Origin of the sequence: Micromonospora sp. AP08 (assembly GCF_008085935.1) — a bacterium.
Lineage (GTDB): Bacteria > Actinomycetota > Actinomycetes > Mycobacteriales > Micromonosporaceae > Micromonospora > Micromonospora chersina.
This window is the reverse complement of sequence record NZ_VSEZ01000002.1, coordinates 264,851-279,434: the sequence shown is the minus strand read 5'-3', so window position 1 is coordinate 279,434 and position 14,584 is coordinate 264,851. Positions and strand designations below refer to the sequence as shown.

Sequence of the window (14,584 nt, the reverse complement as noted above, 5' to 3'; positions counted from 1 at the left end):
GAACTGATCCCCGGCGGGGCGAGGCAGCATCATTGCCGGTCGATAGCGGACCCCCGAACCCGTCGGATGTCCGTCTCATCCAACCCGTTCCGGCCCCGCCCCCGCCAACCCGGTAAACGTTCCCGGTCAGAGCACTAGCTTGATTTTCTACCTTTGCGTTTTTGCTGGTCGGCTTGGGTGCGGGCGCGGTGGATGGTTTTGCCGACGTCGTGGCGGGGTGCGCGGTGTCGGTTGGGGTTGGGTGGATGCGGGACGGGACGGTCAGGCTGTGGCGGTGGCAGATCCCGTACGCGTGCGGCGGCTGAGTGATCAAAGGTCGGCAGCTGTTGCGCATCACCCGCAGAGGTACCGGTTCACCGATCCGATTACGGGGAGCGATGGTCGTGCTCGCCTCGGCCGTCGCGAGCACTGGTCCGGCGATTGCTGTGAACGCGGCACCGTTTACGACCACCAGGTGCGCACGAGGTCGCCGTTCACCTTCTCGACGTACAGCTCCAGTTGCCTGTTGACGCGGTGCACGAGCAGTGGGGTGCGGCTGGCGGCGCGGAAGTCCGGCGGGTTCGGGCCCGCCGGAACCCAGCCGCCCCAGCCGGATTCGGTCCAGGTCGCCGTGTAGGGGGCGGCGCCGGCGACTACGAAGATGTCCAAGCGATCCGGGTGCGTTGTCGCGCAGGCCACACGGACGCCCGGCGGCACGGTGCCGGCGGCGGGGAAACCCAGCGGCATCCACAGCGGGGATTCTCCTTCTGAGATGGTCACGTCCCACACGTGCCCGGCCGCGGAGGTCACGAGCAGCCGCACCGGGGATGAGCCGGCGACAACGGTGAAGGTCGTCACGGCGACCTCGGCTGGGCTTATCCGCACCCACTCGGGATCCGCCGGGAGAAGCGGTGCGCGTTCGATGGACGTGGACCACATCGCGCCGCCGGTGTCGAGGACGAACAGCCTGTCGTCCACAAGTTCGCAGTCACCGTCGGGCTTGAGGGTGAAGCCGGAGACCTCGAGCTTGCGCCACGGCGCCGATCCCAGGACCCACCAGTCGAAGTTGGCGTAGATGTGCCCGTCCGCGCCGGTGACCACCAACTCGATGCCCTGGTTCGACAGGTGCGAGGGTCCGGCGTAGACCATGCCCGGCGAGGCGAGCGGAACCGGTTGCGGCGCGGAACCCGGCAGCAGTGGCTCGTCCCGCGTCCAGGCGTCCCACCGTCCGCTGCTGTCGGGGGAGGAACGGAACAGCTTTCCCGACTCAAGCACCACTGCAACCAGGTCCCCGGGAAACCGGGAGAACGCCCGGACCGAACATCCCGGCGTGAACTCAGGTCCGCCCGGCGGAGTGGGGATCGCGGCCCAGCGGACCGGCTTTTCCAGGCACGGCTCCAGCCGACGATGCTGCATCAGCAGCCGCGGCGCCGCGACAAGTAGATCGGCGTGGTCGTAGTAGGAGCGATCCGGCGACGGAAGTTGCGCCAGGACAACGATTTCCCACATTCGGCTGTCCGGCACCGGTTCCCAGGGCCGCCACCGATCGGTGCCGACCGCGAACGGCAACGGACCGGCGGCGCGGCGATCCTCGTCGAACTGAGCTGCGTTGAACGACAGCGCGCAGTCACGGAGCGTGTGGTCGCCCATCAACGCCTTGAGGCTGAAGCTCATTACCCATTCGGCCTCGTCGTCACCGTCGTCGATCGCCCGGTGCGCCAGCTCGATGGTGCAATCCGGCGACAAGCGGATGGGCATGTCGAAGAAGATCCATTCCGCGTCGTGTGCGGAGTTCTCCGCCGCAGGCCCGACGGCGATGATCTCGTTGTCGGCCACGGTCGCGCATCCGATCCGGACCGTCGCCGTGCCGATCGTGAGCTCCTCCATCTCCTCCTTGCCTGTGTGGGCGAACATGACCAGGGCGCGGACCGTGTCCCGATCGGCGTCGGAGACCGGAACATCTTCGGTGCGAACAGGATCGGTGAAGTCGTGGAAGTCGTGGAGCAGCGTCTTGCCGTTGTACTCGATGACGTAGGCGCGTTGCCCCCACTCCACACGGCGACCGCGTAGGTAGGGGTTCTCGAACCGCGGATACAGGTTGGTCGCCAGCGGACTTCCGCCGAGGCCGAACTCGCCGCCGTCCTCGTACTTGAGGGACAGCGCCGTGCTGGTGCCGTCGGGCAGCGGCATGTGATAGGTGCACTCCAGGTCGCCCGCGTCGTCGAGGGTCACCTTCGCGCGGCTCACTGAGGACTTGAACGTCTCGTAGTCCCCGAACTCGGCCTTGCTGCCAACCTGGATGATCCACACGTTCTTGCCGTTGACATACCAATCCCGGTCCGCGAAGTAGTCCTTGGGCAAAGGCTCGCCCCAGATTCGCTCCAGTTCCACCTTGTCGTGTTCGAGCTTGCGTTTCTCGTCCGAGTTCTCGGTGTCGTCGATTTTGTCTTGCAGCTCCTCGATCGGCTTCTCGCTCGCGTCCTCAAACACGCGATCGTAGACATCGGCGTGCTCTTCCCGACTGAGCCAGTCGGGGCGCCGGTTGGAGAACAGCCCGATGTAGGCCTCCGGCCGATCCGCGACCGCGACGCCCTCGACCTGGTGGGTCACCTTGCCGAACAGCCAGAATCCCTTCGGCCCGATGTCGAAGACGTCTTGCAGGAAGAGGTTGTCGTCGTCGTAGGCGGAGCAACGAACCTCGTCAGTGCGCTCAAAACCATACTTGGGGAACCAGGCATGCGATCCGGTCTCGGCGAGCAGGCTCTGGATGTCGTGGAAGTTGTAGGCGATGATCGAGGCTCCGCGGTCCTGGACCACCATCGGCAGCGCCCAATACCCGGTCCACCACGCCGGCCCGTCGGTCTCGTCACCGAACAGGTTCTCGCCTTCGAGCCCGAATTCGTTCCCGGCGACAGCGCCCGCCGCGCCCACGATCGCGCCGGGGATGCCGCCGGCGGCGCCGCCAACAACGGCCCCAACGCCCGCGGCGACGAGAAACGAGATGTCGATCCCCGCGTACCCGGCCGTGGTGAAGACGTTGAGGGCGCTGTTCACCGTCGCCTGGTTGACGTTGGACTGGTAGTTCAGCTGGCCGGCACGGAAGTTCTGGATGCTGGACAGCATGATGTCGCCGTTGCTGTAGGTGTAGATGTTGGCGCGCGTTCGCGTAGAGCCCTCGAGAAGCACTGAGACGTCATCGGCGATGTCCTCGACGTTGTCGCGCGTGAGGAACCCGATTACGGCACCGGCAACGGCACCCACCCCGCCGCCCACGGCCGCACCAATCACCGCCCCGGCCACGGTGTCGATCACATCTTTGACCGCAGTGAGGATCCCCATGATCAAGGCGAGATCCTTGAATGCCTTGTTTTCGTTGAGGCCGAACGCCTCTATGCAGTCGAGGGAACCGACAGCCATCTGCTTGTTGAAGAGTGCCGAAGTGCCCCACCAGAAGACGATGCTGTCCTCGAACTGACCGTAGCCGCTGTGGCACTTGGCGATCTTGTCGTTCACGTCCCCGATGAAAGGGAAGTGTTTGGCCAGCTTCGGCGCGTAACCCTTGCGGAGCGAGTCGATCTCGTCCGACTCCTGCGATTGGAGGATGCCGTACTTGGGGGCCTCGTCGAAAGTTATGGATACCCGTGAGCGGTCCACGAACCCCGTCTTCGGCGGGTTCACGCCGATCTCGAGCAGCACATCGGGGACCTTGTAAGTCGACGTCGCAAAGCTCGCGCCCACAAGCGAATCGCCGTCGGTGAACAGGCCCCGGGTCCCGAAAGCCATCTCCACCACGTCGCCGAGCGCGTTATCCCATCCGCTGCACTTCGACTTGAACTGGCTGCGCCCGCCCGCCGCGCCCATCGCACCCTTGTGCTGGAACCGCGCCACATCGAACATCAGAAGATCGGTGACAAGGGTGGCCTTCTTGCGTACCTCATCGTCCAGCGCGAAATCGACAAGGTTCAGCAACGCCCACAGATGCTCGCGGTAGTAGCCCGACGAGTTGAACTCGGTCCAGCCGAACATGAGCCGGTGGTTGAGCCAACGCAACACCCGCGCCTTGCCGCGCTCCCTGCGCTCGGCCCCGGTCCGCACGCCCGTCTTGCTGCCCGCATCGAGAAACTCCTTGCCTGGCTGGAACTCGTCCCCAGGCCACAGCTGTCCAGCCAGATACTCCGAGGACGCAAACATGATGTAGTGGTTCTCTGACCAGTACTCCATCTCACCCATGGCGATGTCGCCGAAACCGAGGTCGGTCCGCGCCTGCTGCAGCTTGGTGTTGCGGTTGGCGTGCAACGGCTCGTCGAGCCAGAACTTGTAGCTGTGGATGGCCTGCCGCAAGACCTCCTCGACGACCGGTGAGAAGGTGACAGCGGCGGTGTGGGGCAGCGCGGCGCTCGCCTCCAAGATCTTCCGCAGTTTGGTGCGAGCATCGGAGAGCCTAGTGAAGTCGTCGGGGTGTTTCTTGAAGTACTCATCGGCGGCGCGGTTGGCGAAGAACTCCTCGAACTCCGGTCCGGGCGCCGCGCGGGTGCGCCACCGCAGATTGTCGGCGGTGGTCACGTCCTGCCTGACGGTCCCGAACAGGTACAGCATCCGGATGAGCAAGCACAGGCCCATGTCGGAGTTTTCCTTGTTGACGTAGACCTCTTTGACGGTCGAGTCGATGACCCGCGTCCAGTACTTCACCTTGTGCGAGAACGGGTACGCGTCCGCGTCGCGGAGCGGGTACCCATTGGTCTCGACGCTGATGCTGTAGGAGTAGGTGAGCCCGCCCTTCTCTTTGGGATTCTGAGCCAGGAACTGCACCTTCACCTTGGGGTCGTTCTTCAACGACTCCGTCAAGAAGTGCTCTACCCAGCCGCGGTATGCATCTGGGGCGAGGCGATCGAAAGGTAGCCTGCTCCAGCCGGACCCGCCCACGCTGTTGAGCAACTCGCGCTCAAAGTCGGCGACCAAGCGTTCGAGATTTTCGAGCCACCTCGACATCTCCGTGCTGTCGCGGTGAACCGGATGATAGAGCTCGGGCAGCAGCCAGGGCTTCGCCGCGGCGATCATCGCCCGGCAGATCGCCTGCCCTTTCTGGTCGGTGAGGTCCCGCTCGTCCCACGGGGTGTTCGGGTCGTTGTCGGCCGTGGCGGCCCTGCGCCGGAACAAGCCGATGGGCGACTTCTCCAGTACCGAGGTGAACCTGTCGGTCTCGAACTGCGCGGCATAATCGGCCAGCATCTCGGCCAGCCGGCGGGGCTCCTTAAACTCCAGCCAGTCGCAGCGCGGCCCGATGAAGTTAGCGAACGCGCCCCGCCGTGCCCGTTCGTCGAACGTCCAAACCGGTTGCCTGCTGTCCAGGTACACGTCGCCGAGCGGGGACTTCGAGCTTCCCACCTGCAGGCGAGGTATCGCCGGCGACACGAAGGGTTCGCTGATCAGGTCGAGCAGCTGCTTCTCGTCCGGGTCCGCCGTCTCCCTAACGAGGTCACGGAAGGTGCCGAGGTTGAGCCGACGAAGCTGCGTCTCGAAGAACCACCTCCGGCGCTTCGCCAGCGCGGCCTGCAGATCATCAGCCATGGCTGGTCACCGCGATCCGGCTCAGACAGCTGGATTGCAAGGCGTGGGAGTCCATACCGGCAGAGTGTCGTCCTCGCGCAGCATGACCAGCGTCGTCGGAAGCCGGACCTCCCATTCCTCCACGCAGACTTCCTGACCCGCGTTGGCGTTGCGGGCCTTGATCTCGGCGATGATCGACACATAGCGTTCGCTGAACATGTCCGGGATCTCCTCGCCCATCCACACGTCCCCGGTCTCGTGGAAGTGCGCCAGCGCGGCCTCGTAACCCGGCCTGACCGGCACCACGACGCGGGCCGCGCCTGCCTTCAGGAACGCTTCGAACCCCGGGTCGAGGTCCTGGATGAGGATCAGCTCACCCCACTTCGCGCTGCGGCCCCAGAAGTACGGGTAGTAGACGTACATCAGGTGTTCCCACTCGAAGGCGCGCTCGAAGAACGCCACCACCGCGCCCCAAGCCTTGATGTAGTGGGGATCCGGCGGGAAGCTCTCCGGATTCGGTGTCGGGTAGTAAACGGCCCCGAAGTGCTCGCTCATCAGCAGATGGATGAAGGCCTTCTTGAGCTCCTGGCGCTCCATGCCAGTGTCGCGGGAGAATCCGTGCGCCAGGGCCATCTGGGTGCGCACCGCCGCCTGGTGGCGGGAAAGCTGGTCGAGGTACTCGGCACGCTGGCGGTGGTAGCCCGCGACGATCTGCGCGTGGGTCTTCAGCTGCCATTGCCCGTAGGCCTCAGGGGACAGGCGGCAGTTGATCCCGACCGCGTAGTTGAACTGGACGATTTCCTCGAAGGTGCGCACGGTGACCGGGATCTCGCCGCTCTCATCGTTGAGGGCGAACGACTTGTTGAGGCGGTCGATGTCGTTGGCCCCGAACCGTAGGAAGGTGTTCTCACCAATGAAGAACTCGAACAACTTCTTGTGCTCGGTCTCGTTCGCCCGGTTGTGGTTGGTGCGCTGGACGTAGCCGCCGATGGCGCGATAGCCGTCCGGTATCCGGATCTTGAACTGGCTGAAGTGCTGGGTGAAGAATCCCTCGTAGGGGTTGGTCTTCTCGGTCACCTTGCCGGCGTCGCTGTGCGCGACGGTCGTGATGAGGTCGGGCGGGGGAGGCGTGACCGCCCCGCTCACCCCGTACTGGGCCGCCCAGTACATGTAGTTCGCGACATTGAGCGCCGAGGGTGAGATGGCCGGCTCGGTCGGCCGGACGAGCTGGAAGTTCTCCGGCTGCGCGGCCGTCTTCAGCGATTTGATCAGGAAAGCGGCCGGTTCAGGCACGACTACGTCGTAGAGCAACCGCTTGCCGTAGTTGAGGACCTTCGTCTTGTACTTCTTGTCGACCCATTGATACAGACCACGAATCGGATGCTGCCCCGGCCCCTGCGTGTTGTTGATCTCATGCATGACCTCCTCGGTGTAGACCCGCTTCTCGCGCTGGATCCGTTGCTGCTGAACGCCCTGCGTCACTTTGTTGACGGCGCGGTCGGTCACGCTGCGCGCGTAGTTGGTCTTGCTGTTCTCCACGAGGCTGCCGTAGTTGGAGGTCGAGGTCTGCTCTTGGGTGGAGAAGCTTTCCTGGCCCGCCTCTTTCTGAGCTTCGACCGCCAGTTCGTTGCGCTGCGTGGTCTGGGTATCGCGTTCCTGGCTTTGCGTGGTCCCGGTTTCCTCGGTGACGACCAGCTCGCCGGTCTCCTCGCGTTTCGTGGTGCGGCGCACCAGCTCCCTGGGTAGCACGTTCTCGATGTGGGAGATCTCGGCGGGCACATAGCCAATCAGTTCCTGGCGTACCACCTGCAGATCGCCGACCCCGACCGGGCGGGTGACGGCATGGCTGAAGTCGGGCGTCGGTTCCTCCTCCGCTGCTGCTTTCGCCGACGGCGCGGGCTCCTGCACGGCGAAGACGTGGGCGCCGAGGCGGTAGGTTCTCGCGGGCGCGGGCACCTTGCCCGGCTCCACCTCGCGCGAGACCTCGAGCCACCGGCGTTTCACTACCTCGAGGATGTCGGTCAGGGGGGCGGACCCGACATCGAACAGCTCGGCCCGCAGGTGCTCCAGAACCGTGGGATCCAAGGCTTCCAGGGTGTGCTGGGACACCCCGAGCACGCTTGGCGCCGCGACGGCCTGATCGCTGGTGGCGTGACCGTCACTCCTGTCTCCCGGATAGGCGGTCTCGTTTCCGGTGTCCTCCGCGGTGCCTCCCGTGACCGCGAGCTGGCCCGGGCGTACGGTCATCAGCAGGTCGTAGGCGCGCTGCAAGGCTTCCTGGTCGGCGACCAGTGAGGCGGTCCTCGCGGCCTCGTGATCGGGAGGCGATGTCGCGGTGAGCGACGCGGCGGGGGTCGGCTCCGGCGGCAGGAAGGCCTCCGGGAAGCGCAGCGGCCGCTCCAGCAGCTTGACAATGGTCTCGGCAGTCAGCGGGGTGACCCGGCCGGCCACGAAGTCCTCCAGGAACGCGATCACCACTCGCATGGTGGCGATCGTCGGAGTGTCGACCCTGTCGAACCGCGTCGTGATCTTCACCGCGACGAGCACGTCGCTGGACAACTGTTTCTCGTTCGCGAACGCCTGCGAGCCGACCAGGCTCTGTGCGTTGTTCACGCCGAACACGTCCTTGACGGCTTGATCAATCTTCGTGGGCGTAGGCGGGGGCAAGGTGGCGAGCATGTCGAGCAGCCTCTGCCGCAGCGTCCGGTAGTTCGCCGCCCGGGACAACCCACTGCTGGTGAACGTGTTCAGGAACTGCTCGGCCTTGGTTCGGACCGCGCTGTACGGCTGACCGCTAGTGATCAAACCGCGCAGTTGATTCTGGAAGGTCGATGTCGTCGTGAGATCGATGGACCCTCCGTCCACCGGAACGACGACCGCCTTCTGAATGAAGCGGAACAGCTCTACCACTAGAACCCCTCAGCGGATCATCCTCAACAGAGGGAGGTAACGGCTCGTGCTCAGCACACTACCCCATAATGGCAGATACGTCGCAAAGGGGTCGAAAGGTGCACGCCTTTTGCAGCTGTCTCACCCAACCCGGGGGGCGCAGCGATCACCTCAGTGCCGCAGACTGGCTACGGACCCGGACCCGGACCCGGCCCCAGCCGCCGGCCGTGTCCCGGCGACCGCGCTACCGCCAGGTGATCGCGATCGATGGCAAGACAATGCGGGCCGCCCACCGCGCCGACGGCAGCCAGGTGCATCTGCTGTCCGCCCTGGACACCAGCACCGGCATCGTCCTGGCCCGGGTCACCGTCGCGGCGAAATCCAACGAATTCCCGGCCTTCGGCCCGCTGCTGGACGCGGTCGAATGGGTCCTCGGCACAACCTCCCGATGCTTCAGGAGGTGGTGCGGATTCAGCCGGAACCACGTGGTCAGTTTTCAGGCGGAGCCGACAAGAGGTCACTGGCTCGGCCGAGCGACGGCCGCCAGACGCGAGCCCGGATCAGGGTTCGCCGCAGCGGACCGGCGGACGAGTTGGTGAATACCTCGCCGCGAGGGGCGGCCGAAAACGCCTCGCAATGGGCCGCCATTAGGTCAGCCGCGAAGTCCGGCACCGGGACGGTACGCCGGCCTGCCCGTGACTTCGGGTATGCCTTGATCGTGATCGTGTCCGCAACCCTCGGCACGGCCTCCCTCAAAGACCCCAATGGGTCTCCTCGCCGGCCATCACAAGGGGCTGCCCGAGAACCCCCGGCCAGGTCAAGGCCAAGCCGCTGCGCGGTGGCCTTCCGCGAACCGTGACCCCACCGAGAACCCTGGGGCAGGAATTTGCCCGCCCGACCGAGAAGGCCCGCCACTGCAGCGGCGCTTGCCAGCCTCCAATGAGACTCGTCCAGTAGGGCGCGTCACCTTGTCGCCCTGGCCCCGGCCCGCTCCAGGGAGTGTGGGTCGACGGCAGACAGTGAGGATGGTGGGATGGGTCGCCGGGTTGGTCTGACTCACCGGCAGACCGACGTTGCTTCGTCGGCCGGCCCGGTGGCCCTCGCGAGCCGCACGTCACCGGTCAGGCGTCGTGACCTGATAGGAGCCTGTGCGAGAGGGCGCCCACCGCTGTGTTGTTTGCATCGCCCACAGATTGTCGACGCAGACGAGAAGGACGGACTTCACAGCATGGAGGTCGCCTAACAGTCACTACTCAGGGGACGGATACCAGGCCGCCGGAGCTGTCTCGGTGGTAACGCCCCTGGGTTTTATTCTCGATCGACTTCTTTGTAATCCAATCTGCGGTATACCTGTGCAGGACCTCGGCCTGTTTTTCCCATTGCATGAAGTGCCCCGTCTTGTCGATAGAAATCTCCAGCTTGCTGCCACCCTGTATTGCGGGGTATAGCCGTCTGCAGTCGAATGGGGGGCCGGACTTTTCCGGCCGGGGGCTCGGATCGATATCAAGTACGGGCTTGCCATCATCGGGTCGTCTCGTAATCACCTGCGTGTCGCTTGTTCCGTAGACAATGGCTACCCGAACGTCGTTGCCGAGGTGACTGTCGGCTCTCACCTTGGCGTCGTTCCAGCCCCACCACAGGCGTGTCGGGTACCGGATTACGCCTCCTACTTGACGACCCCACTCGGCGCCTTTCGGGTCATGTTCTAGGATCCTTTCCCACACCATGTCCTCGACATACCCCTCCCGCTCTGCCCCGAGTCTTTTGTCGAAGTTCCATGCGGCCAATGTTTCTTTCTTGCCCTGAAGCTTCAGCGGGAAGCCGAACAGTTCCGGCACCGGGTTAGCTGGTTTCTCGCTCAGGCCCCATGGTGGGAAAGCGGGAGCGCACAGGAACAGGCTGGCGACCATTTCCGGCCACTCCATTGCGCACCGCCCAACGATGAAAGACGCCCCGGAGTACCCGACGAGGTGAATGGGCCCCGCTAGGCGAGTCGCGATCCAGTTGAGGACCGTGCACAGTTCCGCTATCTCGCTGCTTGAGTCGGTCAGATGATGCGGATACGAATACGGAAGGGTGGAAGTCGGCGGGCCCGGGATGGTTCCTCCGTAAAGCTTCGGCAGATCGGTCCTGTCCGCATTGATCACATCGTCCATCACGACAGGTCGGGTCGAGTCGCCCAACCCTTGAAAGTCCATGAAGAAGACGTGGATACCCGACTTTGTCAGACTTTGGGCCCACTGGTAGGTGCCTCCCCATCCACTGAACACCTCTTCAGCGGGCACGCTCCTACCGCCCACCATGAGCACGATCGGAGCATCTCCTGTCGCTCCCGGTCGTGGGTCATATTCCGTCACCGCGAGTTTGACCAGCTGACCCCGGTTCGCCTCAAGGGTCGAGTAGTGATCAATGAACCAGTCTCTAGCGGCGTAGCCCATGTCGATCCAATCATGGATGTAATCAGTTGCACCCAATCTTGGATGATCGATCTGTGTAGTTGCGGGCAGTCGGACCAACGATCACCTAGATGAGCGATTGGCGCAGGTCGGCGGCGGCGAGCACGGCCACGGAGGTGTAGCCGTCGGTGTCAGCCTGCAGGGCAGTGAGGCATCCACCTCCCCATAGTCATCGCCGCGGCTGGCTTCGATAGCCGGCTCGGCGTACATCCCGGGATCTTTTCCTACACCAACGCCGTCGATGATCTTGTCCACTACGTCATCGACGTCATGGAACGCGTCAAGTCGGGACAGCCTTTTGGCATCGAGCCGGCTAGGACGACACATGGCTCTGCCAGTTCTCGCGAACCCACAAGTCAGCGGAAAGTCAGGTGAACCCGTCCGGCGGGCGATCAACGCCGCGACGACCCTGCTGTCATACGGGCCGCTGAGCTGGGCAGTGGCTCGGCGGCAAATTGCTGGTGCGCGACATCGCACAGGTGGCCCGCTATCTGGCCCGCGGTGAGGCGGACGAGCATGGACTGTGCCTTGATGTGCGGATCCGTCAGCGGCTGCACGCAGCATTCGCCAGCCGCCCCGTGGTCCTCGTCGCACACTCGCTCGGATCGGTCGTCGGCTGGGAGGCCCTGCACGAGTATTCCCAGCAGGTGCCGTTGTTGGTGACGCTCGGTTCGCCGCTGGCCATGCGCACCGTCGTCTGGCCTGATCTCATGCCGGCCCCGCTCGTCACACTCCCGACGGTGCAAGCGGTGGCTCAATATTTGGGACCGCGACGACATCATCGTCGCCGTAGAAGGTGCGCTGTGGTTCACCGATCACCACGGCATCGAATCGCGGCGTGTGTCGCGTAGCGCCGCGAGCAGGCGGGCCGCTTCCGGGCGGCGCTGCCACGGCACGGAGCGGGACAGGCCGACGTCGAAGAACTCGACGACCACTTGGCCGCCTGCCGGCTCGATTCAGCGCTCGTGATCGGGACAGTTGCCAGGACCGGGAAGCATTGTGGACGGAAATCCGACGATGGACCTGGTGACCGGGAAGTCGACAGCGCGTAGCCTGTTGGCTACGCCGGGGCAGGACAGCGGGGCATGGGGAGGCGGCGCGGTGCTCAGGGCTCTGTTGGTCGGGTCGCAGACCGGGGAACTGTCCGGCGTGGCCAACGACCTCGCCATCATGACCTCGCTGCTGGAGTCCCGCGGGTTCGAGATCCGCCTGCTCACCGGCGGGGACGCGACGCGCGGCGGCATCATCGACGGGTACGAAAGGCTGATCGCCGACAGCGGTCCGGACGACGCCGCCGTGGTCTACTACAGCGGCCATGGGCTGACGGTCTCGCCCGCCGGCGTGGACCCCGCCGAGGCGGCCGCGCTCATGGGAACGTCCGGGCCGCCGCCGGACCTGCAGGCCATCGTTCCGACCGACTTCGCCGAGTCCACCGAGACGGACTTCCGGGGCATCACCGCCGTCGAACTCTCGGTGCTGCTGGCCCGGCTCACCGACGCCACCCGCAACGCCACCGTCATCCTGGACTGCTGCTACGCGGCCCACATGTCCCGCGACACCGACCTGCTGCCGAAGGCCCTGCCGCACCCCAGCTACCTCGACATCGCCGCTCACCTCGGCCGCCAGCGCCGGGCCAGCCTGCCAGTCGACCAGCCCCACCCGGTGAGCAACCCCCACGCGGTACGGGTGGTGGCCGCCGCCGCGTACCAGAGCGCCTACGAGCACACCAACGCCGACGGCGTGCGGTGCGGCCTGCTCACCGACACCCTCCGGGTCGCCTTCACCGAGGCCGGGGACCTGCCGGTCACCTGGGACACGCTGCTGCGCGCGGTCCGGGCCCGCATCGCCCGCAGCCTCCTCGGGCAGCGGCCGGACGTGGAAGGGCCACGGGACCGGTTGCCGTTCGAACTGCGCGAGGCCACCCGGTCCGGCGTCCTTCCGGTGGTGCCACTGACCGGAAACCGGGTGTCCCTGCCCGGCGGGCGGCTGGTGGGCGTCGAACCCGGGGACGAGTTCTCGGTCATGCCCGCCGGCGCCGCGACCCGCGACCCGGCCACCGAGATCGGCACCGCCACCGTCACCGCCGTGGGCACCGTCGCCGCCGACGCCACCGTCGCCTTCCGGCCCGGCCACGACACGCTGCCGCTCGGCGCGGAGGCGCATCCGGCACGGGTCGCGGGACGCCGCCAGCCGATCCGCGTCTACGGCGACGGCTCGGCGGCCGACGACGTCCGGGCGGCGATCACGGCGGCACCGCAGTTGCGGCTGGCCACCGCCACGGATCCGCTGCCGATCGCCGAGGTGGCGGTGGGTGAGCGGCTCCGGCTGCGCGACCGGACCGGTCCGCTCGCGCCGGAGCGGCCCGCCGACCCGGCAGGCATCGCCGGGATCGTCGCCGACCTGGAACACCTGTCCCGCGCGGCGACCCTGCGCGCCCTGGAACCGACCCCCGCCGAGCAGCTTCCCGACCCGTTCACCGTCGAATGGGGCCGGGTGGTCGACGGCCAGCGCCGTGCGCTACCGCCCGGCGACGAACGGCTGCATGTCGACGAGCCGGTCTATCTGCGGCTGCGCAACGACAGCGACCGGAACCTGTTCTTCTTCGTCTTCGACATCGGCGTGCACGGCCGGGTGGAACTGCTCACCGCAGCCGACCCGAGCGGCCTGCGGCTGCGGCCCGGCCAGGAGGAGACGATCGGCGCCGACCGCGGCGGCACCCTCACCGGCCTGCCGCTGCGGTGGCCGTCGGGAGCGGTCGCCGACGGTACGCCCCGCGGCGAGTCGCTGCTGGTCATCGTGACCTCGACCGAGCAGGACCTGTCGGTGCTGCGGCAGGACGGGATACGCGGCGGCGCGGCCGAGCCGGCCACCCGTAACCTGCTGGCGTCCGGTTCGTCGCTGGAGCGCCTGCTGGCCCAGGTCGCGACCGGGGCTGTCCGCGACCTGGCGCCGCCGTCCGCGGCACCCGTCGTCCGGTACGCGACGCGGCACCTCACCTTCCTGCTGGATCCGGCCCCGGCGCCGAGCGCGGAGACCGTCCGCTTTCTCGTCGACGAGCGGCCCGATGCGTCGGTACGACAGCTCGCCGCCCGCGGGGCAGCGGCCGCCCCGGCCACGGCGGGCGCCCCGGCGTCGGTCGCCGTCCGGCTGCCCGAGATCGTCGTGCACCGCAACCGGGCCCTGCGCAGCGCCGACATCCGGGTCGACACGCTCGTGGTCACCGGTGCCGACGGTGACACTCCGGCGTACCGGGCGGCGAGTGCGCGGTTCAGCGGGATCCGCGACGAGACCCGGCTGCCGATGGACAACATGCTGATCTACCACGGTCCGGCGGTCGGCTTCCTCGACATCGCGGTCTTCCTGTCCCGGGACCGAGCCGGCAGCCTGGAACTGAGCCAACTGCTCCAGGACCAGCTCACCGCTGCCCCCGTACAGCAGGCGGCGGTCCAGGTGGCGGGCCTGGCGGTGGCCGCCCCGCAGGCGGCGGTGGCGGTCGCCGTGGTCGGCGCCAGCGCCGTGCTGGTCAACACCGCCTACCGACTGCTGTCCAAGGCTGTCGGCGACAGCATCGGCCTCTACCGCACGTCGCTGCTGGCCTCCGAGGGCTTCGGCGTCGGGCGGCATCCGGCGGGCGGGCTGCTGCGCGCCCAGGACTACTCCTTCGCGTACGAGGTCGTGCCCGCATGAGCCGGGTATCCGACTGTGGCAACCGC

The 14,584-nt window shown here is 66.4% G+C and carries 5 protein-coding genes; 2 read left to right on the top strand and 3 right to left on the bottom strand.

Going from position 1 to position 14,584, the window contains the following annotated elements:
• Positions 1-441: 441 nt before the first annotated feature.
• Positions 442-5,547 carry a hypothetical protein gene (locus tag FXF50_RS04555; protein ID WP_148425945.1) on the bottom strand — a complete coding sequence of 1,702 codons (5,106 nt, stop codon included), beginning with the start codon at positions 5,545-5,547 and terminating at the stop codon, positions 442-444.
• Between the two features lie 21 nt (positions 5,548-5,568).
• Positions 5,569-8,436 (bottom strand): hypothetical protein, encoded by a 2,868-nt coding sequence (locus FXF50_RS04550; RefSeq protein WP_148425944.1) that lies wholly within the window; start codon positions 8,434-8,436, stop codon positions 5,569-5,571.
• 233 nt (positions 8,437-8,669) lie between these two features.
• Here FXF50_RS04550 and FXF50_RS30215 point away from each other — a divergent pair, with 233 nt between their 5' ends.
• On the top strand, positions 8,670-9,014 hold the full coding sequence (locus FXF50_RS30215; RefSeq protein WP_148425943.1) for a transposase: 345 nt from the start codon (positions 8,670-8,672) through the stop codon (positions 9,012-9,014).
• A gap of 654 nt (positions 9,015-9,668) precedes the next feature.
• Here the strand turns inward: FXF50_RS30215 and FXF50_RS04540 are convergent.
• Complete coding sequence (locus FXF50_RS04540; RefSeq protein ID WP_148425942.1) at positions 9,669-10,889, bottom strand: alpha/beta hydrolase; 1,221 nt, start codon at positions 10,887-10,889, stop codon at positions 9,669-9,671.
• A 1,083-nt stretch (positions 10,890-11,972) separates the two neighbouring features.
• Here FXF50_RS04540 and FXF50_RS04530 point away from each other — a divergent pair.
• Positions 11,973-14,558, top strand: a complete 2,586-nt coding sequence (locus FXF50_RS04530; RefSeq protein WP_187399512.1) for a caspase family protein — start codon at positions 11,973-11,975, stop codon at positions 14,556-14,558.
• Positions 14,559-14,584: the final 26 nt, after the last annotated feature.

Coding starts and splice junctions, on each gene's coding strand:
- FXF50_RS04555 (WP_148425945.1), bottom strand. CDS start 5,547: ATGGCTGATGATCTGCAGGCCGCGCTGGCGAAGCGCCGGAGGTGGTTC.